Here is a 23,002-nt window from a genome sequence, read left to right as displayed (position 1 = left end):
CCACAAAAAAAGGTAGATCCCGCCCTGCCGCAGGCCACCGTTTCAGGAACCCCGGTGATGCCTGACACACCAATACGCCTATCGCCTTCAAGCGACAACCCCGGTAGTATGACTCTGACACGGGCTGACGAGGCGGCCGCCATTTTTAATGGCGGGTATTCCTGCTCGCAGGCAGTCTGCGCTGCATTCGCCGGGGATTTCGACATCGATCGCGACGTGGCGCTTAAGCTCTCCTGCGGGCTTGGCGGCGGGATGGCGCACACCGGGAACACCTGCGGGGCGGTTACCGGTGCGCTCATGGTGATCGGGATGAAGTACGGCCGGACTGAGATCGATGACCTTCGCGGCAAAGAGAAGACCTATGCGGTGGCAAACGAGTTCATCACCGAGTTCCTGCGCCGGAACCACTCAGTTAACTGTACTGACCTGATCGGATGCAACCTGTCAGATCCAAAAGAGCTTGCCGCTGCACGGGAAAAAGATCTCTTCCACACAAAATGTTCTTTTCTTGTGCGGGATGCAGGCGAAATTCTCGAAAAAATTTTATAAATTTTTGTGGGGGAAATCCCCCTTTTGTGCCAAAACTTGGGTTACGCGGCTTCGGCGACGTCGATCCTGATGATCTCAGACGAAAGAGACTGGATCGTGCGGTGCAGGTCGGCCTGCTGGGCCTGCTGCACCTGCCCGATCGCCTCTTTGAGCCGGGCGAGTGCTTCACCTTTGTTTGCACCCTGGCAAACAGTCCCCGGGAGCTCAACGCAGCGTGCGGCAAATCCGCCGCGCTCGTTGGGTTCGAGGACAATTGTGTATTGCATGATCTATTATATTTCCCGGGTGGGTATACAGCCTTTGTTGTCGGCAAAGGGTGCCGCTGACGTTCTTTTACCGGGTGAACCCCCTCTCTTTTTACCAGAGCCAAAAACCGCTCTTTTCGGGTACGTGGTCTAACCTGTGGGTTCAATGGCCGTACTCCGGGCATCTTGGAATTATATACCGCCGGGCCGGCAACATCAGAGACAGATGCGTTCCCCAAAGGGCGGGGACCATCATACGCATACAATACTCAGGTGAAAAAATGAAACACACACAGATTATCCTTGTCGGCAGCCTCTGCATGATCTGCCTCGTTCTTGGCGTCATGCCGGTTGCAGCCGCTCCCGTAAACGGAACTTCGTGGAATACCAACCCTGAACACATCACCGCGATGCAGGCCCACGTGGCGTATGCCGGGGCAAAAGGACAGGCGCAGATGGACGGGGCGATCAGCTATATCGGTACGATCAGCAACGGTGCCGGGACAAGCTCGCTTTCATCCATCGAATCACAGTTCACCGGCACCGTCTCATCGGTGCAGTCGATGACCACCGCCGACCAGATCCAGGCAGCTGAAACGCAGATGAAGACGGATCGCACGAGCTTTATGACCTCAGCAAAGGGCGATCTCAAAGAATACAACGGTACCGGAAAAGCCCTTGCCGCGAGCGTCAACGCCTCGGTCATGGCACAGGCAGCGACACTCCAGACCCTTGAGAACACATGGTGGACAGACCGCCAGACTGCCCGCATGGACGAGTTTGCGACAAACGACCAGCGCCGGACCGGCGTGCTTTCGAACCTGACTGCAAAAGGTATTGATGTCTCGCAGGCACAGGCAGTCGAAACTCAGATCCAGCAGGAAGGCACAGCGCTGAACGCGGCGCTCACCAGCCGTGACGAGAGTGCGATCAAGGCCGCAAACGAGGATCTTGCGACGCTCAATACGCAGTTTGCCGAGATCGTGAAGGGCTACCGGACGGCTGCGCACGCGCACCGGGCCACCGCAACCACAACGGTTACTCCCGCTGCTGTCGTATAAGCAGCAGTCTCATCCTTTTTTAATCCCCGCTGCGGGCAGAGAATTTTTTTTGTGGAATTCTCGTTAAATCAAAAAAACGGTTATGAAAGATCACGCAGCGGAAAGCCGGTAGGCCCCTTTTGGGACCAGGATCTCAAAGCGTGCACCGGTACCGGGTGTCCCGGTCGCTGTTATGGTGATCCCGGTTGTCGCGAGAATCTCCCGGATCAAAAACAGGCCAAGGCCGGAATTACTCCCGTGTCCCCGGAGGAAGATGTTCTCTTTTTCCCCTTGTGGAATCCCGATGCCGTCATCGGAACAGCTGATCACAAGGCCTTTTTCCGATTCGTCTGCGGCAAACGTAATCTTCGTGACATGCCCGCCGTGTCGGACCGAGTTTTCCATCAGGTTATAATAGACTTTGTTGATCAACGGGTCTGCGTAGATCGAAACCCCGGTTTTTCCCGGGTCAAGGGTAATGCCCTGCAGGGATAACTGGCCAGCCATGTCCAGAACACCCTTCTGCACGTCGTACCATCCCGCATTCACGGTCCCCAGTTCCTCGTAATACCGGGTAAACTCAATCTGCCGTTCGATGGCATTGCAGCATTCCCCCAGTTTCGTGATATGCTCACGGAGGGGCGGGTCGTCGGGCACTTCGTTACTGACGAGCTGCAGGTACCCGACAAGGCCCGTCAGCTTGTTCTTGATGTCATGCCGGGTGATCGTCGAGAGCATCGAAAGTTTTTTGTTTGTTTTCTGGAGGGCGTCCTCCGCCATCTTGAGATCGTTGATATCCACGAATATCGGAAGGAAATAGAGTGGGACGCCCTCTTCATCGCGGATGAGGCTGACAGACTGGCGGACCCAGACCTTCGTCCCATCCTTCCGGACCAGCTGCATATCGCGTTCATCCAGATCGATCGCACCGCGTTTGAGATCCTCAGCGCAGGTAATAATTTCGGTTTTTTCAGCGGGAGCAACGATGGATGAGAAGGGCAGGGCTTGGCACTCATCCGGTGTGTATCCCGTTATTGCGCACAGGGCCGGATTCACCTGGATAAACCGGAGATCGGGAGAGATGATTGCGGATCCCACCGGGGACTGGTCAAAGGTTCTTACCAGGCGCTTCTCGCGCTCCCGCAACTCCATCTCCACGTGATGGCGTTGTTCCATCTCGGCGTGGAGCCGGGTGTTCCTGTCATAATAGGCCTTGAGGGGAAAGTAAGCAATGATGACGGAAAGTCCGCTCGTAAAGAGGCTTGTTATAATGTTCGAGCGCCAGTCGGGCGGGTAGGGATAGAGGAATTCGCTTGCAAATTCGAACATAGTCATCGTCGCAAACGTGACGATAAAGATCAAAAAGAGCCTCTGGTCAAATGGTGTCGGCTCTGCTCGCGCATCCATTACTGTATAATTATAATTAAGACCGTTAATACCTTCGATTCGTTTCGGATATTTAAACGAAAATTCTGGCGCTTTCCCGGGTATTAACGGACATTTCCCCTCGTTACCAGTTCTCCATCAACTGCCGGCGCATCAATGTCCCAATCCCAATCTTAATGAGATCACAGGTGCAGGTAACGTGCAATGAATGTTCCCTCGTACCGTGTGATCGCCCTCTTCATCGCGGTCGTACTCGTTGTGCTTGGTGTAATTTTCCTGAGCCCGGTGTTCCGGTCCGGCGCGTCTTCAGGTACGACCACCGGCCTCGCTGCCGTTGAAGTCCGGTCCTACCAGGGCCAGGATCTCTCGTCCATCAGTGATGTCAGCGAGAATGCAATCGCCGGCACCCAGTACATAAACGAATCCGATTACCAGCTCATGGTCACCGGCCTTACCCTGAAGACGGAAAATCTGACGTACCGGGAAATCCTCGACAACCACCAGCATTACTCCAAGGTTGTCACGCTCGACTGTGTCGAAGGCTGGTCTGCGAAGATCCTCTGGGAAGGTGTGCTTGTCCGGGATCTCATCAATGAAGCGGGTGTTGATCCGCGGGCAAATACGGTGATCTTCCATGCCACTGACGGTTATACGACATCATTCCCGCTCAGCTACGTCATGGACAATGACATCATCATCGCGTATAAGATGAACAATGTGACCCTTCCTGCCGCAAACGGCTTTCCGTTACGGCTTGTGGCTGAGGACAAATGGGGATATAAGTGGATCAAGTGGATCGATGAGATTGAACTCTCCGACAATCCCAACTACCAGGGCTACTGGGAGCAGCGGGGATATTCAGAGTCGGGTAACCTGAGCGAAAGCCAATACAGTTAATCATATTTTAACGTCAGGACGGATCTGGAATCTCCGGGTTTTTCAGGAACAACAGGGTTACTGTGAACATATGCAGATCATTGAGATCAAAAACCTGACAAAGAAATTTGGTAAACTTACCGCAGTTGATTCCCTTGACCTGACGATCGAAAAGGGAGAAGTATTTGGCCTCCTTGGCCCGAATGGTGCCGGAAAGTCGACAACCCTCCTGATGCTGACCACCTTAATACCGCCGACTTCGGGCACTGCGCTCGTGAATAATTTTGATATCATACGCGAGCCCGACCGGGTCAGGAAATCTATCGGCATCGTCTTCCAAGACCCGAGTTCAGATGAGATGCTGACCGGCTACGAGAACTTAAAGCTCCACGGGCTCCTCTACGATATGGATTCTGCATTACGAGAGGAACGAATCGCGGAGGTTCTCCGGCTCGTTGACCTCACTGCCAGAAAAGACGATATGGTCAAGAAATATTCCGGGGGGATGAGGAGACGGCTTGAGATTGCCCGGGGCCTGATGCATCACCCTGAGATTTTATTCCTGGATGAGCCGACACTCGGCCTCGACCCCCAGACCCGGGAGCACATCTGGGAGTACATCAAAAAACTCTCAACGGAGAAGAAGATCACCATCATCATTACCACGCACTATATGGACGAGGCAGACCGGCTCTGCAACAGGCTTGCGATAATCGACCGCGGGAAGATCGCTGCGCTTGGCTCTCCTGACCAGCTGAAAAAAGATCTTGGCGGCGACATCATCCGCATACGGATCAAAAACTTCAACCGGGAATCGCTTGCGGGGCTGGACTATATCAACGATATTCAAACGGATGATGAGGGCGTCAGTGTGACGGTCAGGGATGCGAGCCTTCACCTTCAGGACGTCCTTAGCCGTACAGGCCCGGTGGAATCCGTCGAGGTCCGCCCGCTGACCCTTGAGGATGTGTTTATTCACTATACCGGCAGGGCGATCCGGGAAGGGGCACCTGAAGGCGGCTGGGCCGAGAAAGCAATGCAGGCGAGACTGAGAAAATGAGCGACCTCAAAGGAATCTATGCACTCTGGTACCGCGAATTCAAGGTTTTCCAGCGTGAGAGATCCCGGATCGTTGCATCCATCATCAACCCTATACTCTGGCTCCTGATTATAGGCGGAGGCCTGGGGTCCGTGTTATCGTTTGGGGGAGTGGATTACTTGACGTTCCTGTACCCGGGAATCCTTGTCCAGTCGCTCTTGTTCTCGGCGGTTTTTTTCGGTGTGTATATTGTCTGGGATAAAAAAATCGATTTCTTAAAAGAAGTTCTCGTATCCCCGATGTCAAGGACTTCCATTTTTATCGGCAAGGTCCTCGGGGGCTCCACGGATACGCTCCTGCAGTCGGCCATCCTGCTCGTGATCGGCTATGCATTCACGGTGACCGGCGTGCTCACCGGGATCACGTTCTCTGTTGTTTCGGTTGTCATCGCGTGCATTTTTTTATTCGTAACAACGGTCGGGCTTGTCAGCATCGGTCTTATCATCGGCTCGCAGATGGAGAGCCCCGAAGGGTTCCAGCTCATCAGCAGCTTCCTGATATTCCCGATGTTCTTTCTCTCCGGGGCTCTCTTTCCCATCGAGAATCTTCCGGGATGGCTCACTCCTTTCGTGCTGCTCAACCCTGCGACCTATACCGTGGACGGATTGCGGGGGACGCTCATCGGGTTGCACCGGTTCAACCTCGGTGTCGATCTTCTTGTTATCAGCATATTTTCCCTCGCGATGATCCTCATCGGGACGTATGCATTCCGGAAAATAAAACTGTGAACGTAGTTAGGTTTTGATAGGATCGCGGGACTTGGGGGAATTACTACAAATTATTACATCATGAAAAATTATTGTTTATCCGATTTTTTCTAACGATGTCCCATCAACCTATCAGAACCGGCAGTTGAATGGGCTGCCGGCCGGAACCAGCACTTCAAGCCATACTGCCCCCAGTGAAATGATCATTGGTAATCCTTTCACCTTTCGGGAAGATGACACGCTCACGTGAAACATTTGACGTATCCATACGGTTCCTCCTTTGCTTTTTGCCACGACAAATCGTTCCCGCGTTTATGTCTGTTTGAAGAGCTGCCGTGCCATGGCAACTCTCTCCTCAAAGCCGGGCCCTTCAAGCTCTTTTGCAACGGCTTCGAGCACCAGGGGTATATCGATGTGCTGGGGGCATTTTTCCCGACACTCCCCGCACTGGATGCACAGGGATGCAAACTCAGGTGTCCCAAGCGCGACAGCGCCGCCCAGCCGTGCGGCATACATGAATTTTTCCCCGTCGGGATTGTCGGCCAGGTACAGATTGTTGTACTCCTCGAAACACAACGGGATGTTTACACCTGACGGGCAGGGCATGCAGTACCGGCAGCCGGTGCAGCTGACTTTCATGAGTTCACGGTACGTGTTCTCCACTCGTTTTACCAGCTGCAGTTCCATTTCCGTCAGTGAATCCGGGTGTGCATTGCCTGCAATGGCAAGATTCTCCCGGATGTGCGCCTCGTCATTCATTCCGGAGAGGACGACCGTGACCTCAGGATGGTTCCAGATCCAGCGGAGCGCCCATTCCGCGGCGGTCCTCTTTGTCGGGGCCTCGTCCCAGATCTTTTGTACCGCGGGAGGCACGGTTCTCGTCAGGTTCCCTCCCCGGAGGGGCTCCATAACGATGACGCCGAGGCCTTTTGACGCAGCGTATTTCAGCCCTTCGGTCCCTGCCTGGTTCTTCTCGTCCAGGTAGTTGTACTGGATCTGGCAGAAGTCCCAAGGATAGGCGTCCACGATCCGGTTGAAATCCGTTCCTGCGCCGTGGAAGGAGAAACCTGCGTGCCTGATGCGGCCGTCTGCTTTGGCTTTGTTGAGGAAATCGGCCACACCCAGTTTTTCAACCGTGTCCCACACGTCGCCAACAAGGGCATGGACAAGATAATAGTCTATGTGGTCGGTTTTGAGTTTCGCGAGTTGGGCATTCAGGAATTTATCCATATCCTCCCGGCTCCCGATAAGCCATGAGGGGAGTTTTGTCGCGAGTTTTACTTTCTCACGGTACCCGTCCGCAAGGGCACGACCCACGAACGGCTCGCTCTGTCCCATGTGATAGGGCCAGGCCGTGTCGACATAGTTTACGCCGTGGTCGATGGCATAGCGCACCTGCTTTATCGCTCTCTCTTCATCGATCGATCCATCCGCTTTCACGGGAAGACGCATACATCCGAACCCGAGAATGGAAAGTTTGTCCCCGTTTTTGGGCATTTTCCTGTATAACATCGTTCATTCACCCGGTTTTCTGATCTCAGACCCTATCCTTCCGTCAGACAATTCACTCCCGGATAAAGTTCGTGAAAACTGGTTTTTCCCGCACCGGGAGATGCACCCCGGCCTTAATACCCGCCTCTTTGCACTTCAAGAAGAACGCCATGTTCCGTGCAAGGATGCGCATTGTCTGCAGTCCTTCAAGATCCTTCTTCACATCGTCCGGCTGTGCCCCATGGACCATGTTCCAGTAACGGGATGAGATGACAGGCATTTCAGAGACGGTGAAATACTTGTTGAGCTGGTCGAAGGTGGCCGTTGTCCCTGCCCGACGGGCTGAGATCACTGCAGCTGCCGGCTTCAGGTAAAACGTCTGCCTGCCGGACTGTAAGTTCGTGTAAAATACGCGGTCCATGAACGAGGTGACCGCACCGGATGCTGCGGCAAAATGCACTGGAGATCCGAAGATGAATCCGTCAGCACCCTCCGCAAGGTCGAGGAACTCGTTGACCGTGTCATCAAACATGCAGCGCCCGTTCTTGGCACATGACTTGCAGGCAGTACAGCCGGCAAGCGGTTTTATCCCGATCCAGAAAATTTCGGCATCGATACATTCTTTTTTAAGAGTTGTTGCTATTTCTGCCAGAGCAGTATGAGTGCACCCTTTCTTGTGAGGACTTCCGTTTACTAGTAATACCTTCATTCCCTACCTCCTGATGGTTCAGATTCTTTGGTATCGCCCATGACACTTTAGTATATATAAAGAAGATATGACATAAATAGCGTATACAAACAAATATGTCACATACTGACAGGTTTGATACTAATGAAGACCACGCCGAAGAAATACAAATACAGCTGGGGAATTGAGGCTACCCTCGATGTAATTGGGGGTAAATGGAAGCCGCTTGTCATCTACCAGCTCAAGGACGGGACATTGCGATTTAACCAGATCGTGGACAAGGTAACGCCCAGGATCACCCAGAGGATGCTGACAAAAGAGCTCCGCGAACTGGAGAAAGACGGCCTTGTCAGGAGGAAAGTTTACGCGCAGGTACCGCCGAAAGTGGAGTATTCGCTCACAAAAACCGCACAATCCCTCATCCCGATCCTCGACCAGCTCTGTGACTGGGGGTACGAGCACATGAATGACGATATCGAGTTCAAGTGCGAAGAATAAAAAATACTTTTTTGTCAGGTCATTTGCAGGCGAGTCGGGGTGAAATGATACTGGTTTCCCGTATATTCTCTGAGATTTGTACCAGTATCGAATAGAATGGATCCTTGCCGGGAAGATCCGGTCCAGGAGTTTGAGCGGATAGCATTGGAGTAAACCGGCATAATATATCGGCCGGAAAACGTGCACAACTTTTATATTGTAAACATCAATATGTTTACACATGTTCCTGCCAATGAACGAGAAGCAGTTCGGGTTCTGGAAGATGCGGCGCAGCGGGATGTCCAATATCTCCATTGCGAACCAGCAGGGAATCACCCGGCAGGGTGTGTCGCAGGCTATCCGGTTCATGGACGAGAAGATCGAAGCATCGCTCCGGGAGATGGCGCAGGCAAACCGGATCCAGATCGAAAAGATCGATGTGGAACGGGGCGTCCTGTTCGGGCGGTCCATCCCGTTCCAGACAAATGCATATATTTTTGTCTCGGAGAAGCATGGCATGCAGGTCTGGTACGAACATGACGGCGACTGTAAGGCTTGCGATGAATTCACCCAGTGTATCGAATTCATCTGGGATTTCGCTTCTGAACTCGGGATCAAAATTGAGAAAACTGCTGACCCGACAAAGATGGCAGAGGAACTGCTTGCAAAGATCCGGGGGGATAAGGAATGACCCGGATCTCTGAAATTATTGAACACCGGTTCGGCCTGTGCCGGAAACCGCCGGCAGTACATGCCCTGCAGACAGGTATAGGTATACCTTCGGAATCCACCTTTGAGGGACTCCCGGATGGCGGGGGAGGAGGATCGGGAACTATTCGTCGGGGGATAGGAGCAGCCATTTCAGGGATGAGAACACTGAACCAAAACCGGCAGCTTCTTTGGTTTACACTCTTTGCCGGGCTGGTGATGGTTGGAAACACCCTTGGACAGGCAGCACTCTTCTACATCGGACATATCATGCAACCTGATATAATCGTGAGTTATGCCCTGGACTTTTTACTCGAGTTCGCAACACTGTTCTTTCTCGTGTTCTTACTGGCGGGCCTTGTCCTGAGCATCCCGTCAAAGAAAGAAGGTTCTACCTCGTTTTTTGTGGAACTTGCCGGGGCAAAAAAATACTTAAAAGCACTCTTCCTGTGGTCTGTTGTTCTGGCACTCGCAGGCATGCTGCTTTTCAGAATTTGGTCTTATTTTCCCGTCTGCCATGTAAGCTCCTGTTCCTGGCTCAATTTCTTCGGGCCATCTATTTTTCCCGGCATTCTCAACCAGTTCCCCTTCAACCTGACTATGGATCCGTACATCTTTACTGAGGTTCCGGGCTATGGAGGACGATCGCTGCTGTTATGGATATATCCCATGGGGTTCATGTGGACCCTGATCTATTCCGCGATCAATCTGCTCCTGTTCATCCTGACACCGTTTGTCGTGCCCTTGATCGTTCTCGAGCACAAGACCCTCAGGGAGGCAGTCGTGGGATCGTTTGCCATGATGAAAAAGACATTAATTGAGGTAGCTGCCTGCGCCATCTTCCTTGGAGTTGTCGTATCCGGTGTGTTCCTTACGTACCTGCTCGTCCAGGCAGCACACGGTTATAATGATCCATGGATGACCTGGCCCCCCGGGATGATCACCTCGCATCCCACTGACGCGTGGATTGCTCTTGGCCTCCTCTATTATCTCGCAGTGTTTATCGTTACGTTTGTGGTGGCAACGGTTGGAGGGATTGCAGTTCTGGATCTTTACACTTCTGCAAAGACCGGGCAAAATGCTAAGATCCGCTGAAACAAGACCCCCGCCACATATTTTTATCCCGTGAGCCAGTGGACCGTAAATACCGGCATCGTGGCGCCATAACTACGAAAATATTCGTAGTTTACGACGTGTATTTATATTTTTTACAACGATGGACTGTGTATGAAATATAAAATCCCTATAATCATTGTGGTATGCATCCTGCTCGCTGGTGCCGTCGGGTACATGGTACTCTCATCGGGTACGTTTGCAAATACGCATTCTTCCCAGGGTGTGACTGTCGGTTCTCCCGTCTCAAAAGGGTACAGTCTCGCAAATGAGAATATCATTGTGTCGGGTAGCGGCGGGGCGGCAATTGCACCCGTGCCCACATCGGTATCATCGGATGTGGGAGGTACAGGAACAGACACAAAGATCATCAGCACCGCGGATGTGACCCTTGAAGTCAGCGATGTGACCGCCACTGCCGATGCTCTCAAAGACCTCGCGGTTGCGCAGGGCGGGTACCTCTCTTCGACAAATATACAAAACTATGGCAGCAGGCTGACCGGTACGGTCATCATCCGGGTCCCGCAGGCCGGGTTCGATACCGCCATCGCGGGTGTCAAGGCTCTCGGGACGGTCAAGTCGATCTCCACGAGCAGGCAGGACGTCACGGAACAATACGTCGACCTCCAGGCGCAGAAGACCTCGTACACGAATCAGCTGGCCCAGTATAACGTGATCATGAAGCAGAGCACGAAGGTTGAGGACATCATTGCGGTGCAGGAGCAGATCGATGCGGTCCAGACGCAACTCGACGAGCTGAACGGGAGGCTGAACTACCTCAACAACCGTATAGATATCTCGACGATAACAGTCTACCTCCAGGAACCGGAGCCGGTCGGCGGTCAGGCTGGCCACGACTTTGTCGCCACGATCAATGATGGTATCGCCGGGTTCCTTGGCATGATCGATCTTCTGATCATCGGTTTGTTCACGCTCCTCCCACTCATCATCCTCGGGGGGATCGGGTACGGGGTGTACCGCTGGAACCGGGGCAGGAAAGCCGCGGCACCTGCACAGATGGAAGAGAAAAAGCAGGAGTAGGGATATTCACTCTTTTTCGAAGAAATTTTTTGCCAGTATTTTCCTGTAAGAATCTGCGGGCGCATTTGCCCCCGCTTGTCTGAGGCACACTGCCTAAAAAAGATTAGTTTCCGTTCTTCCGGAACAGGAAGACTATACCACTCCCGCCAAGTGCCCCAATGACGGGTACCGCATCAAGCCCGGCCCGGGTTGCCAGGGGTGCCGGTGTAGTACTATCCGTTTCCGTTGCCGTGGAAAGTGGCTGGAGGGTGACATCGGCTTCGTTTACCTGATCCGGCAGGACCGTGATCTGCGTGGTGGCACTCTGGTAGCCGTCTGCGGTCACGGTGATCGTGTGGGAGGTACCTGCCATGACATCGTCGAAGTCCACATTCCAGGTGGATGAGGACGCACCGGTGCTCGTGTCGCATTCTCGGTTGTCGATGCAGACCTGCCCGAGGCCGGGTGAGACATAGACCCGCACCGTGCCGGTCTGCGGTGAGGTGGTCGCGGGCGTGGGTGTTCCGGTGGTGAGAGGATCAAGGTAGACCTGCAGGGTCACGTCATCGCCATTGTAGTCCATGTAGAACTGGTCGGTATAATCCTGGTAGCCGTCGGTATCGTAGACCTTGATCGTATGATCCCGTCCCCCGGCGATATTAGCAAACTGCGAGCTGCTGTACCCGGAGAGCGACCCCACGGCAACCTGGCAGGTGGAATCAACGCAGATAGTCCCGCTGCCAGGGTGGACAAAAACCTGAACGACGTTCGGATTGGCGGCGGCAGTGGCGACAAGAGCGAGAAGCGCAAACACAAAAAAGATCCTTGTAAGCAGACAACCAGGTTTCATAAGAGGATATAGAGGAGAAACGGGGATAAGCGTTGTGTCACGCATCTGATCGGACAATTGTCCCGACACTACCGGGAGAATATTCCAGACTGCATCTGGATTATATTCAGGTAAGGATCCCCCGGATACGCTGCCAGAACCTGCCAGGTACTCTACCGTTCGCCAAAATCCCGGGAATTATTAAACAAGATTCATATTTATGAACGCATAACATACCCGCACCGAATTTCCTATACGAGTGGGGGGTGGGCAGTATGGATAAAAGTTCTTTTCCAGACGATCTGCAGGACCTGATCGGGTACAGGTTCCATAACGAAAAGATCCTCGAAGATGCCATGACCAGCCGGGCGGGGGAACCGCCGGCACCAAAGAAAGGCTGCACCGAACCGCTCGCGGCCGTGGGCGATGCGGTCCTCGACGCCGTCGTCACCTGCCGGCTCTACGAAGAAATGACTCAGGACACCGGAGAAGTCACGGTGTCAAAACCCGAAGACGTGAAGCGCGACAGGACCCGATCCTTTGCCGAGAAACACCAGCTCATACGCTATGTCCAAGGTGGCAGGGTGACGACACAGGAAGAGGTGTGGATGACGGGGATCAGACAAAACGACATGGTGACCGAAACCCTGGTCGGCGCCGTGTTCGTTGACGCAGAGCGGCACGGCGGGAACGGGTTTATTGTCGTAAAAAAAGTGCTCGACGACCTCGGGTATTTTTAATTATTTTCGTGCCTGATGGCGCGTGTGTTTCTGCACGAATCGTTCGGTTCTGGACTTTTTTATGTTCGTGACGTCCCGGAGGGGGTATATTCCAGTCGTAGGCTAAAAGGGGGTATCCGCGCGTGCCGGTTTTGAGGCTGACGATCCCGTGAGGTTACATTCACGCAATAAAATCCGATAAACGGGCGGGCACGTTATGAAACCGGGATAGTCTTGCTTAACAGGTTGTCCCGCTTCATGACCAGAACCTGATTTTCCGGGTTTTTCTCCATCGCCATCTGGACGATATTCAGGGCCGTAGAGTAATTTTTTTTCTGTTCGAAAATCCGTATGAAATCCATCCAGAGCGAGATATTTTTTGGTTCGATATTCAACGCCCTGCCAAATGATGCCAGTGCCTCTTTGTTCCTGCCCAAGGCCGCCATGACCCGTCCTTTCGCCCCGAGAGCGTACGCTGACTTCCGGTCCAGTTCAATCGTAGAATCAAGGATTTTGATCGCTTCCTCATTTCTTCCCAGTTCATGCAGAACCGCCCCTTTTTCAACAAGGAGTGCGAGGTTATCGCGGGTGATTCCAAGTGCGACCTCTATCACAACCAGGGCATCCGCATGCCTCCCAACACTGCAGAGTACCCGGCTTTTCTTGCAGAGGGCATATTCGTTTGCCGGATCGATCCGGAGTGCTGTATCAATGGCGACAAGCGCCTCGCCTGTCCTTCCAAGGTTCTGGAGGACATCGCCTTTTTCCGCCCAGATAAATGCATCATCCGGATCATATTCCAGGATCTCGATAAAGCACTGCAGGGCACGCTGATAATTACCCTTGGACCGGTGATAAAACCCTTCATCGTAAAGAGGTTTCAGCCCTTCCTGCCTTGTGTGATTGTGGACCGACAGCAGGCCTTTTTGCGGCACAGCCGGTTTTACGATAGCATCCGGTAGGGTCTCCCTGACTGTTGCATGTTTTGGTTCCCGCGGCTGTTCTTCCCGGAGCCGGTGGTTGAAAAGTGCGATCTCAATGTTGGAAATAAGGTCGTTTGATGAAAATGGTTTTATGATGTATCCGTAGGTGTTCGAGGTTTTTGCACGTTGCAGGATATGATCATCGTATTGGCCGGTCACAAAGATGATCGGGATCCGGATCTTTGAACTGAGAATACGGGCAACGGTTATGCCGTCAGCATCTCCCTTAAGACCGATATCCATCAGGATCACATCGCAAGGGGTCCCGGGGATTTTTGAAAGCACTTCATCCCCGGATTCCGCAAAACCGGCGATGATATAGCCCTTAAGGGTGAGGAACTGCCGGATCAGGTGGGATATGATCTCATCATCCTCTACAATAAAGACACGGGTTGGCATAATTCACATGTCCACTACTATTGCATTTCAACCGGAAGTGATCCTCCCGGCACTGGCGATGTGAAGATAGGAGGTTCTTGGCAATATAGTTTTCACTTTGTGTATAGAGTTTTTTTAAAAATGTATATTTATTGGAGGGATTATCCATGCAGGAAATTTCCGAGGTCCGGGAGATCTTCGGAATGCAGTCATGCCTCTCCTATACCGGTCCGGGATCAAGTCCACGATCCTTTGGGACAACACGCCACCAAAAAGCTGCCTGGCTGGATCCATATATTCAACAGGGTATTGCCGGTAAAAGATTCTGCACCGTAAAAAAGAGAATGTATTTTTCTTCCCGGTTCTGCCATTATCCCTGTGGTTAGCAGGGAAAAGAAGGGAAAAGCCGGTTTATGTCGCAATCTGGTGCGATACGGAAGGGAAGCTGATCTGGTTGTCATACACTGCCTGGTAACCATCAGGGAACGTGATTGTCGTCACTTCGGGGGACAGGTCGACCGAGACAAGCGAGGACCACCAGTACTGCTTGATATCATTCTGGGCGTTCGCAAACGAGAAGCCCGGTGTCGTCATTGTCTCTGCCCCGTTGGACTGGCTGATCGTCGCAAATGACGGAATAATGACCTCAGCAGAGGAGCTGTCTGCCTTTACAACGGTGACCTGACGGTTGAGATTGTTCTCAAGCGCGGTTTTGAGTTCCGCTGACGGGTTAGCAACATTCGCAAATACCGCGATCTGTTCCGTGAACGAAAGGTCGTACTGGAAATCCACCTGGGCATTACCACTTTGATCAAGGTTTATGGTAAGTGCCTTTGCCGTTAATGCCTGTGCAGGCATAACCGCGAGTGCAAGGATGCAGACGCATCCGATGAGGAGATATGTACCCTTCATAAATGTCAAATTCATTTTACATTTCCAACTATATACGCTTGCTCCCATCGGGGGAAGTTCTCGTTGTACACCGTTTTTCCCTCGGGAAGTATCGCCCGGACTGATTGCATGGAATGTATAGCAGACAATCGGGGCGCTCGTATTTTTTTTGATCCTTTGGGATCCCTTCATTTTTTCAGGGCAATGTAGTAGGGTTTTGCAAAACCGTGGAAGAGGACGAGAAAACCCGCCAGGATGATCAATATGGCGATGATGTACGGCCAGAGAGCAAAGACAATCCCCATGCCAAAGACAACCAGCACGATCCCGGTGAGCGCAAACACATAGCGCGACCGGGGGGTTGATGCCTGCACAACAGCAACACCGTCCACCCGCTCCACGGGGTTAATGAAGGTGGCCCCGAGAAAACCAAGCCCGGTGCCGATGAGGAAGCCCGAGCCCGGGTACCCCGTGAGGAGGCCGGCGCCAAAGCCGATCAGCAGGCCGGCGATAATCAGGAAGTACCCCCAGTATCGCCGGGGGCTGGATTTTTTTGCATCTGCGGTCATCAGGCCAACATTCTTTCCATAAGACGATAAAGATTTTTAAAAAATATTTCACGCTAATCGCGTGGGATAACGACGCCCGGATTTGAAATTGCTCCATGAACCGGCAGCCGGTTCGCACCTTCAGGGAAGAGTCGCCCCCCGTTTCCTCCCGGTCCGCGTGAAATTTCACCAGCACCACGCACAGGTTCCTTCCGGGCAGCCGATCACAATACTTTAAGAACACTTATATAGAGATTATTCCAATTCTATTGTGTCGCTTTCTCAAAAAAACCAGCAGACGCACCCCCGGGGAGACCCAGAGCATGCGGCACTGCCGGCAGTGACAATAAAGGAGGTACGGCTCATGCCCGCAGGTGTGATGAACCATGCACGTTCCCCGGTACCTTCGCTGCCCCTGCCTGTACAGGCCGCCTGCCCCGCTGACCCGGGATGCGCCGCATTCCTGTACACCGCGCCGGCACCATCATCATCCCGGCATGCCACATACATTCCTGATCACCCGGATCCTGTCGAAGTGCCGCCATGAAGGCCGATTTCCACATCCACACGAACCGGTCCGTGGACGGTGTGCACTCTCCCCGGGTCATGGTAAAATGCGCAAAAAATGCCGGCCTGGATACCATAGCCATCACCGATCATGGCCGGCTCTTTCCCTGGATAGAGGCACGAAGGCTCACCCGCGAGTTCGGCCTTCTTGTGATCCCGGGTATTGAAGGCGGGGATATCGCCGTACAGAAACACTGGATAGCACTTGGCATCTCTGCTGTCCCGCAGGAATTCTCCATCAGACACATCCTCTCCCATATACGAAACGACGCCGGCCTCTCGATCGCGCCGCACCCACACACGCGTCTGGGCTTTTCAGACTATGCCACACTCGGGTTTGACGCGGTCGAAGCATTGAACGCAACAGAACCCGGGGCCAGCCAGAAGGTCAGGAATACCACGCACATCCCGGAAGTCGCCGGCAGCGACGCCCATGCCGGCCCGATGCTCGGGACAGCCTGGACCGAGGTTATGGCACAGGGACCGGCCGAAGATGTCCTTGAAGCCGTGCGCCACGGGAAGTGTATCCCTGAGGGAACGCCACTCCCCCCGGGGGAAATCCTGCACTTCTATTATCTCTATCTCCGGCACCGGGTTTTCCTCCACCCGCTGGACGCGTACCGCACTGCCAAGGAGGTCATCAGGGATATGAGAAAAGCCCGGGCACGCGACGCAGCTCCCGACACGATGAACACACATCCGTACTCAAGGTGAACCGTATTCACACAACACTCGTCACGAACGCCCGGTGGATTGGCATTGATCTCAACACGACCGGCTTTGCCGTTGTGGCAGCCGATCCCTCCAGCGGGCATGTACTGAAACTGGGAAAACGTCCTGCCGGCACGCAGACCTCGCAGACAAAGGACTGCACAAAACTGTTCAGGGAAGGAAAGATGTGGAAACTCAAAAAAATGAAGACCCGGGACCAAAAAAAGTTCAGGTCAGCCCTTGTCGTAATCGCGCGACAGGTGGTCTCGTTTGCAGAATCCGCAAGTGCGGGAATAAAATTTGAAAAACTCTTCAGCCACCATGCCGCGTTGCGGAAGAACAGGACATGCGAATATGAGTTCTCGTTCCAGAACTCCTCGTTTCCCCACCTCCTGCGGCTTGTCGAGAGACGTGCAGCGGCCCGGGGGATCCCGGTCGCGTACGTGGACCCGGCAAATACGTCAAAGATGTGCAGCAAGTGCGGGTGCACCGGGCACCGGGTGCGCAAGCGCTTTGAATGCCCCGCATGTGGGGCCGTGATACATGCGGACGTCAATGCAGCACTCAATATTGCCGCTACCTCCCGCTGCATCGGGAGAGCCGCGACAGACCAGGTAAAAAGCCTCAGGAAAAAGATGCGGAGAGAGGCCCGACGGGAACAGGCCGGCACAGAACGGCCGATCAGTCAGGTAATGGTGCCGGCCATTCAGGCGGATCTCTTCCTCCCCGGCCGGGGCGTTAAGACCCCATGGGGAGCTTTGTCGGGAAATGAATATCCCGCAAAGATCCCGGGAGCACGGCCATGATGGTCGACATCCTTACCCTTGGTGTGTCATGCCCCCGGTGTGCGCAGAAATTTACCGAAAATACCTGGTACCCGATAAGTCGGGCGCTTGAAGATCCGGACCACAGGCAGGCAGAGGATGTGATCCTCGCGACCTGTCCCCGGTGCGGCTGCACGATCTGCATCAGTCTTGAGGACAAAGGGGAACACCGTAAACCAAGGCCTTTTTTTAAAAAGGCAGCAGGCAAAAAATAAAAAAAATGGTGGCGGTGCCGGTGTTTAGGGCATTATGTCCCCGAGATCGGCACTATCCGTGGTAAGATTGGTCCCTGCCGCACCGCTGCCCGCGACAACGGTTTCATCAGGAGCAAGAGTCACCTGGCTCTGGTCAGCGGGTGTCGGTACATCCTGTGAGTCATCGATAAACGCACCGGAGTCGGCGGATGCCGATCCCTGGTCGGCTGATGCGGGTGTTGCAGTGATCTGCGGGGTCGCGGTGGGTATCGGGGTCTGTGCTGAGTTGTCTCCTCCGGCCTGTGTGCAACCTGCGATGAGCAGGAAGGCAATCAGGCAGACTGAACAGATGCCGGTTCCGATAATTGCAAGTTTCGTCATAATTTCTCTCCGTAAATTGTGAGGCAGGGGGTCATCCCCGAAACCTCTAAATTACTGCCCCCACTGCTGATGAGGAGGAGTGTGTCCTGTTCCCGTTATGGATCGGGTTTGTCGTTACTGTGCCGTTCCCTGAGAGGGGGTGCTCGTAGCCTTTGATCAGGGTCTCGAGCTGTGAGTCGAGCGTCTTGAGCTGGGCATTGAGGCTGTCGAGCGCCGAACTGTCGTCGTTTGTGTATGCTGTTACAAGGGGTGTGCGCTCGGCCGAGATCTGGTCAAGGATGCCCTCTGCCTGGCTCACGTCAACACCATTGGACTTGAGGGTGGCAAGCGTTGACTGCCAAGAAGCAACGTTCTTGTCAAACTCTGCAAGCCGCTTTGTTTCCTGTGCCTGCAGGCCGTTGATTGTCTTTACGGCTGCCGTGTACTGCGAGTAGTAGTCTTTGAGCTGGGCATCGACCGTCTTCAAGGCCGTGCTGTCCTGGTTGTCGTACGCGGCTTTTAGGGAGGGCCGTTCCGCAACGATCTGGTCAAGGATGCCCTGCGCCTGTGTTACATCTTCACCTTTTGCAGAGAGGTTTGCAAGTTGGTCGTTCATCTTTGCCGTGGTGTTGTCGAACTGCCCGAGAGCTGCGGTCTCGTGGGTCTGCCACCAGACATCACCATGGGTCAGGTCATAGAACTGCTTTGAAAGGGTGTTGAGCTGGGTAATAAGTGTGTCAAGGTTCTGCTGGTCGTGGTTGTCGTACGCAGCCTTGAGCGGATCGCGCTGTGCCTGGAACTGGTCTAATACGCTCTCTGCCTGCGATGTGTCGATGTGCTGGGCGGAGAGGTTTGCGATATCCGATTGCATCTGGGCGGTGCGGTTGTCAAACCAAGAAAGCCGGCTCTTCTCCCGGGCCTGCCAGTCAAGGCTGCTGACCGCAGTCCAGAACTGGCTCGAGAGCGAGCCCAGCTGCCGGTTGACGTCGTCGATCTGCGCATCGTTATGGGAATCGAGCGCCACCTTGAGGCTGGGCTCAAGGGCCTGGATCTGGGTCTCTATCAGCTGGGCCGATGTGACATCCACGCCCTTTGCAGTAAGGTTTGCAAGGGTGGACGTCCGGTAGCCGTCGTAGTACGTGAACTCGTCGAGCCGTGACTTCTCGCTTGCCGTCCAGTAGGTGCTTTCAAGGGACTGGATAGTAGACTGATCCGCACTAACTGAACTGTTAACAGCGGCCCGAAGATCGTTAAGGTTCCCGTTATCTGCTGTGTAGGCAGCAACAAGATCCGTGCGGAACTGTGCGATCTGGGTTTTTTCGGTCTGTTCGGCCTGCGTTATCGCGTCCGATGTAGTTATGTTCTGTACGGATGCAACGGTCGAAATGAATTGCTGCTCATCGGTCTGGAGGGTCCCGGATGTGGTAGTCCCATTGAGGCCGTTGATGTACTGGATAGCGCCGGCCATCTTTGCATTGTACTGTTCACCGGAATATGCAACATACGCCTGCATGGCGGAAATGTGCTCCGGGTTGTCGCTCCACGACTGCCCGGTGCTCCATGCGCTCACGGCAGGAACGCCGAGAACAACAAGAAGGCACAGGCAGGCAAGGGTCTTAAAGTACTTGACCATCTTTGTCTCACCTTTTTTGGTTTTACAAAAGAATGGTCGCGGGCGCCCGTGCTTAAAGCCCGCGAATGTTTAAGGGTTCAGAACTGTCCAAAACCGTCCAGAAGTCAGTACAGAACCGGAAAAACCATTGGATAAAGTACGGTGCCGGCGTGAAGACCGAAAGTCAAACGCCGTGCCGGAGCCAAATAGTTTGCAGGAAATTGCCGGGCAACAGCCGACGCGCGAAAAAACAGGAGCCGTGTGCGGGCCTGAACCCCGGGGTGCCGCACGCTGTTTTTGGGATGCGGACAAGTGAAAAAACAAAAAAAAGGTAGCCGGGGCGGGGAGATTATTCTTCCGGCACGCGCCGGATAAGGTTCTCCCGCCCTTTCTTTATTTTCTGCACCAGCCCGCGCATGTGCAGGCTGTTGATGGCTGCACTCACGGTGGACTTAGGCAGGCCGAGTTTCTCCACGATATCGGACTGGTAACATTCCCCGCCCGATTCTGTGATCAGGACAAGGATCCGCCCTTCCGCGTCCCCGAGTTCGGGGCCTGCCGCAGCGGCCGGGGGTGATTTCGGCCCGAGGAGCTGCTGCTCGTCGTCAGGAGACGGGAACTCATCCTCTTTTTTCCTCCGCATGATAAGGAAGGCAATGACACCCGCGACAAGAACAGCGACACCGACCAAAATGAGGGTGGAAAATGGCATTCCTTCGCGAGCAAGCGTAACCGAGGGCTCGCCGGCGTCAAATGAGGCCGGACCGTACCAGACTAGGTTCCCGTTGACGATCTCCGGTGCCGGCCCGGCAGAGGTGACAGCATATCCCGGGGGTGGCTGAACGATCAGCGACGCGCCCACCGGCAGGTACAGCCCGCCGACAAAAACATCGCCCATCGTGATTTCATCGCCGGTCTCTGTGAAGTTGGTCCAGAGGAAGGTGTACCGGATCACGCCGTACGTCCCCGTGGGCATACTCTGGATCGAACTGACCCGGACAAAATTATCTATTTCCATGAGACGGCCGGTCACGTTTGCGTCTTCTGCAGCGGACTGCGCCATGAGATCCCGGATGCTTGCCTCCGAGAGGATGGACGAGGTATTGGCATTCTGCTCGAACGCTGCGTCGTCTTGGGGAGTGTGCAGAGGGATCCGGTACTCGATGTTCCAGACTGCCGAACCGTCCTTGTGGAGGGCGATGAGGTAAGCAATGGAATAGTCCTGGGTCGTGTCAGCGGCCAGGGTCGCGGCCGGCAGGAGAATCAGCAGGAGGAGGATGCAGGCTGCACAAGGGGACCGGCGCATCAGGTCTTCCCCTCCGTTCCGGCAGGCGCGGTAAGGTTTGTTGCCAGCAGCCGGGTTTCTCCTGCGGCCGTATGATTCGTTGAATTTGTTGCATTTTGCCGGTGCTCCACAGTAAGGTTCTGCCCTTTTACGGTTGGGGTATTAATTGCGGTGTTGTTCCCGGCAGTGCGGAGACCGGTCTCACTTTTCACAATCACCGGTTTTTTTCCGGCAAGCTCGCTCGTGTGGTTATAAGCTGTAAGGAGATCCACGCGGCCGGGGTACCGGGCGATGGTCCGGTTGAGGGTAGCAAGGTGTCGCGCCGCCACCTCCTTTGCACGGGCGTTGTCGGGAGAACTCGCATTAATGCTGGCAATCGTCCTGAGGGTTGCATCAAGATCCCGTAAGTACTGCCCGAGGGCCTGTTCTGCTACCCCGGTCCGGTTCGCACGAAAAGCCTGTTCTGCCTCTACAAGCCGGTTTTCCGTGTAATGCATCTGTTTTTCGACACGGACCGTGGTGTTAGCGGTAAACGACTGGTCGAGGTGCTCAAACGAGAGCTTGAGACCGTAGAGCGGGTCTCCCGGAAGGATGGTCTCATTTATGTCCGGCGCCGGATGGCCGGTCTGGTTTTGCGGTCCCGGCTCCACAGGTGCTGATGCGGAAAAATTCCAGTAGCCGGCCCCAGTCTCCGCCATCACGGGTAGGGCTGCCCATGTTATTAGAACGCCGGCAAGGCAGACCAGCACGATGCAGTGAAGAAGACAATGATGCCGCACCGTATCCACTCACTCCATATGTATTCCCATGGATGAGTTAAAGGATTCCGAAACAATGGATGTACGGGAGCAACGGTACCCGTGTCGGATCTTTGCTCTTATGCACGGGATGAAAAAAAGAATTAAGACGATCCATCACCCTGCCGGCCAGTGTGGACCTGTTGCCGGTCGTCACGAATCTGCTCCCGGTTGGCAGCGATATCCTGTCGCGTGGCATTGTTGTCCTGCCTGAGGGAGAGATCCTGCTGCTGGTTTTCGTGGATGACAGCCCGGTCTTCCGCGCTCGCGTTACGCTCATCACGGATATCCTCGTGTGTGGTATTTATGTCCTGCCGGTCCTGGCTGATGTCGGCCCGATACCCCGCGATTTGCTGCTGGTCTGCACTCTGGTTGCCCGAATCATTTCTCATGTCCTGCCGTTCAGCATGGATATCCTCACGGTACCCGATATCCTGCGTCCGGTTCGCAAGATCGGCCTGCTGGTCGGACCGGACGGCCTCGCGGTTCCCGAGGATCGAACTGAAGATGTTGATGTTGTCCCACCAGTTCTGGTGTATCTGCTGATCATTAGCATTAATGTCCTGCGTGAGGTTTCGGTCTTCGTGCCGAAGCCCAATGATGCCTTCGATCGCACCAAACGGATCAAAGGCAGGCGGACTTGCCACGGTTACGTTGTCTGTCGGCGCTACGGTTGTTACCTGTGCGGTGTCATCCGCACCGGCGGGAAGCACCAGTGCGATGAGGAGCACGGCACAGATGCAGGGAATCAGGAATGTTCTGGCATTCATAGGTTCATCATCTCCGGTTTTATGGTTGGTCAGGGCCCGTTGTGAGCCTGCAACCAGACATTTCCCGGGATGTAATATATAAATTACAAATAGCCGGGGTGGTCTGATTGAACCTGACGGTTAGAAGGTGTACAG

Annotated in this window: 27 protein-coding genes; 13 read left to right on the top strand and 14 right to left on the bottom strand. The window is 54.1% G+C overall.

The features are described from left to right. Positions 1-108: 108 nt before the first annotated feature. A complete protein-coding gene (locus WCE46_RS08830) occupies positions 109-549 on the top strand; it encodes a C-GCAxxG-C-C family protein (protein ID WP_424733328.1) in 441 nt (146 codons plus the stop codon). Positions 550-590: 41 nt separating this feature from the next. Here the strand turns inward: WCE46_RS08830 and WCE46_RS08825 are convergent, their stop codons facing one another. After that, positions 591-815 carry a type II toxin-antitoxin system HicB family antitoxin gene (locus WCE46_RS08825; RefSeq protein ID WP_424733327.1) on the bottom strand — a complete coding sequence of 75 codons (225 nt, stop codon included), beginning with the start codon at positions 813-815 and terminating at the stop codon, positions 591-593. Between the two features lie 260 nt (positions 816-1,075). Here WCE46_RS08825 and WCE46_RS08820 point away from each other — a divergent pair, with 260 nt between their 5' ends. Next, entirely contained in the window at positions 1,076-1,855 is a 780-nt protein-coding gene (locus WCE46_RS08820) for a hypothetical protein (protein ID WP_424733326.1), read from the top strand. Between the two features lie 90 nt (positions 1,856-1,945). On the opposite strand, the gene WCE46_RS08815 is transcribed toward WCE46_RS08820, so the two are convergent. Beyond that, a complete protein-coding gene (locus WCE46_RS08815; RefSeq protein WP_424733325.1) occupies positions 1,946-3,241 on the bottom strand; it encodes a PAS domain S-box protein in 1,296 nt (431 codons plus the stop codon). A 183-nt stretch (positions 3,242-3,424) separates the two neighbouring features. Between WCE46_RS08815 and WCE46_RS08810 the strand changes: the two genes are divergently transcribed. From WCE46_RS08810 to WCE46_RS08800, 3 genes are all read left to right on the top strand, one after another. Then, a complete protein-coding gene (locus tag WCE46_RS08810) occupies positions 3,425-4,117 on the top strand; it encodes a molybdopterin-dependent oxidoreductase (protein ID WP_424733324.1) in 693 nt (230 codons plus the stop codon). Between the two features lie 70 nt (positions 4,118-4,187). Next, a complete protein-coding gene (locus tag WCE46_RS08805) occupies positions 4,188-5,156 on the top strand; it encodes an ATP-binding cassette domain-containing protein (RefSeq protein WP_424733323.1) in 969 nt (322 codons plus the stop codon). Continuing rightward, on the top strand, positions 5,153-5,923 hold the full coding sequence (locus WCE46_RS08800; protein ID WP_424733322.1) for an ABC transporter permease: 771 nt from the start codon (positions 5,153-5,155) through the stop codon (positions 5,921-5,923). Before WCE46_RS08805 ends, WCE46_RS08800 begins: the two co-directional genes overlap by 4 nt. Positions 5,924-6,214: 291 nt before the next feature. Here the strand turns inward: WCE46_RS08800 and WCE46_RS08795 are convergent, their stop codons facing one another. Beyond that, the gene (locus WCE46_RS08795; RefSeq protein WP_424733321.1) at positions 6,215-7,414 is read right to left on the bottom strand and encodes an aldo/keto reductase; all 1,200 of its coding nucleotides are present in this window, start codon (positions 7,412-7,414) and stop codon (positions 6,215-6,217) included. A gap of 52 nt (positions 7,415-7,466) precedes the next feature. Continuing rightward, positions 7,467-8,102, bottom strand: a complete 636-nt coding sequence (locus WCE46_RS08790; RefSeq protein WP_424733320.1) for a flavodoxin family protein — start codon at positions 8,100-8,102, stop codon at positions 7,467-7,469. Positions 8,103-8,225: 123 nt separating this feature from the next. Between WCE46_RS08790 and WCE46_RS08785 the strand changes: the two genes are divergently transcribed. The 4 genes from WCE46_RS08785 to WCE46_RS08770 all read left to right on the top strand — a co-directional run bounded on the left by WCE46_RS08785 (position 8,226) and on the right by WCE46_RS08770 (position 11,420). Then, positions 8,226-8,579: a winged helix-turn-helix transcriptional regulator gene (locus WCE46_RS08785; protein ID WP_424733319.1), complete on the top strand. Its 354-nt coding sequence runs from the start codon at positions 8,226-8,228 to the stop codon at positions 8,577-8,579. A 220-nt stretch (positions 8,580-8,799) separates the two neighbouring features. Next, entirely contained in the window at positions 8,800-9,249 is a 450-nt protein-coding gene (locus tag WCE46_RS08780) for a hypothetical protein (RefSeq protein WP_424733318.1), read from the top strand. Next, a complete protein-coding gene (locus WCE46_RS08775; RefSeq protein ID WP_424733317.1) occupies positions 9,246-10,361 on the top strand; it encodes a hypothetical protein in 1,116 nt (371 codons plus the stop codon). Before WCE46_RS08780 ends, WCE46_RS08775 begins: the two co-directional genes overlap by 4 nt. A gap of 132 nt (positions 10,362-10,493) precedes the next feature. Further along, complete coding sequence (locus tag WCE46_RS08770; protein ID WP_424733316.1) at positions 10,494-11,420, top strand: DUF4349 domain-containing protein; 927 nt, start codon at positions 10,494-10,496, stop codon at positions 11,418-11,420. 103 nt (positions 11,421-11,523) lie between these two features. Here WCE46_RS08770 and WCE46_RS08765 read toward each other — a convergent pair whose 3' ends face one another. Continuing rightward, positions 11,524-12,249, bottom strand: coding sequence for a PEGA domain-containing protein (locus WCE46_RS08765; RefSeq protein ID WP_424733315.1), 726 nt, complete (start codon positions 12,247-12,249; stop codon positions 11,524-11,526). Positions 12,250-12,503: 254 nt separating this feature from the next. Between WCE46_RS08765 and WCE46_RS08760 the strand changes: the two genes are divergently transcribed. After that, complete coding sequence (locus tag WCE46_RS08760; RefSeq protein WP_424733314.1) at positions 12,504-12,968, top strand: ribonuclease III domain-containing protein; 465 nt, start codon at positions 12,504-12,506, stop codon at positions 12,966-12,968. 194 nt (positions 12,969-13,162) lie between these two features. On the opposite strand, the gene WCE46_RS08755 is transcribed toward WCE46_RS08760, so the two are convergent. The 4 genes from WCE46_RS08755 to WCE46_RS08740 all read right to left on the bottom strand — a co-directional run bounded on the left by WCE46_RS08755 (position 13,163) and on the right by WCE46_RS08740 (position 16,251). Continuing rightward, on the bottom strand, positions 13,163-14,329 hold the full coding sequence (locus tag WCE46_RS08755) for a tetratricopeptide repeat protein (RefSeq protein ID WP_424733313.1): 1,167 nt from the start codon (positions 14,327-14,329) through the stop codon (positions 13,163-13,165). Positions 14,330-14,719: 390 nt separating this feature from the next. After that, on the bottom strand, positions 14,720-15,220 hold the full coding sequence (locus tag WCE46_RS08750; RefSeq protein WP_424733312.1) for a hypothetical protein: 501 nt from the start codon (positions 15,218-15,220) through the stop codon (positions 14,720-14,722). A 167-nt stretch (positions 15,221-15,387) separates the two neighbouring features. Continuing rightward, positions 15,388-15,768 carry a hypothetical protein gene (locus WCE46_RS08745; protein WP_424733311.1) on the bottom strand — a complete coding sequence of 127 codons (381 nt, stop codon included), beginning with the start codon at positions 15,766-15,768 and terminating at the stop codon, positions 15,388-15,390. A gap of 261 nt (positions 15,769-16,029) precedes the next feature. Then, a complete protein-coding gene (locus WCE46_RS08740; protein WP_424733310.1) occupies positions 16,030-16,251 on the bottom strand; it encodes a hypothetical protein in 222 nt (73 codons plus the stop codon). Positions 16,252-16,290: 39 nt separating this feature from the next. Between WCE46_RS08740 and WCE46_RS08735 the strand changes: the two genes are divergently transcribed. The 3 genes from WCE46_RS08735 to WCE46_RS08725 are packed head-to-tail and all read left to right on the top strand — an operon-like array spanning position 16,291 to position 18,064. Next, positions 16,291-17,028: a PHP domain-containing protein gene (locus WCE46_RS08735; protein WP_424733309.1), complete on the top strand. Its 738-nt coding sequence runs from the start codon at positions 16,291-16,293 to the stop codon at positions 17,026-17,028. Then, entirely contained in the window at positions 17,025-17,831 is an 807-nt protein-coding gene (locus WCE46_RS08730) for a transposase (protein ID WP_424733308.1), read from the top strand. The genes WCE46_RS08735 and WCE46_RS08730 overlap by 4 nt, the downstream gene beginning before the upstream one ends. Then, positions 17,828-18,064, top strand: a complete 237-nt coding sequence (locus WCE46_RS08725) for a hypothetical protein (protein WP_424733307.1) — start codon at positions 17,828-17,830, stop codon at positions 18,062-18,064. Before WCE46_RS08730 ends, WCE46_RS08725 begins: the two co-directional genes overlap by 4 nt. Before the next feature lie 24 nt (positions 18,065-18,088). On the opposite strand, the gene WCE46_RS08720 is transcribed toward WCE46_RS08725, so the two are convergent. From WCE46_RS08720 to WCE46_RS08700, 5 genes are all read right to left on the bottom strand, one after another. Then, on the bottom strand, positions 18,089-18,424 hold the full coding sequence (locus tag WCE46_RS08720) for a hypothetical protein (protein ID WP_424733306.1): 336 nt from the start codon (positions 18,422-18,424) through the stop codon (positions 18,089-18,091). A gap of 46 nt (positions 18,425-18,470) precedes the next feature. Next, positions 18,471-20,036, bottom strand: a complete 1,566-nt coding sequence (locus WCE46_RS08715; RefSeq protein WP_424733305.1) for a hypothetical protein — start codon at positions 20,034-20,036, stop codon at positions 18,471-18,473. Positions 20,037-20,364: 328 nt separating this feature from the next. Continuing rightward, the gene (locus WCE46_RS08710; protein ID WP_424733304.1) at positions 20,365-21,321 is read right to left on the bottom strand and encodes a helix-turn-helix transcriptional regulator; all 957 of its coding nucleotides are present in this window, start codon (positions 21,319-21,321) and stop codon (positions 20,365-20,367) included. Next, positions 21,321-21,998 (bottom strand): DUF5667 domain-containing protein, encoded by a 678-nt coding sequence (locus WCE46_RS08705; protein ID WP_424733303.1) that lies wholly within the window; start codon positions 21,996-21,998, stop codon positions 21,321-21,323. Before WCE46_RS08705 ends, WCE46_RS08710 begins: the two co-directional genes overlap by 1 nt. Positions 21,999-22,201: 203 nt before the next feature. Further along, complete coding sequence (locus WCE46_RS08700; RefSeq protein ID WP_424733302.1) at positions 22,202-22,867, bottom strand: hypothetical protein; 666 nt, start codon at positions 22,865-22,867, stop codon at positions 22,202-22,204. Positions 22,868-23,002: the final 135 nt, after the last annotated feature.

This window comes from Methanoregula sp. (assembly GCF_049690535.1).
In the GTDB taxonomy this organism is placed as follows: domain Archaea; phylum Halobacteriota; class Methanomicrobia; order Methanomicrobiales; family Methanospirillaceae; genus Methanoregula.
Note: the sequence above shows the minus strand (reverse complement) of the source record. Positions and strands in the feature narration are given on the sequence as shown.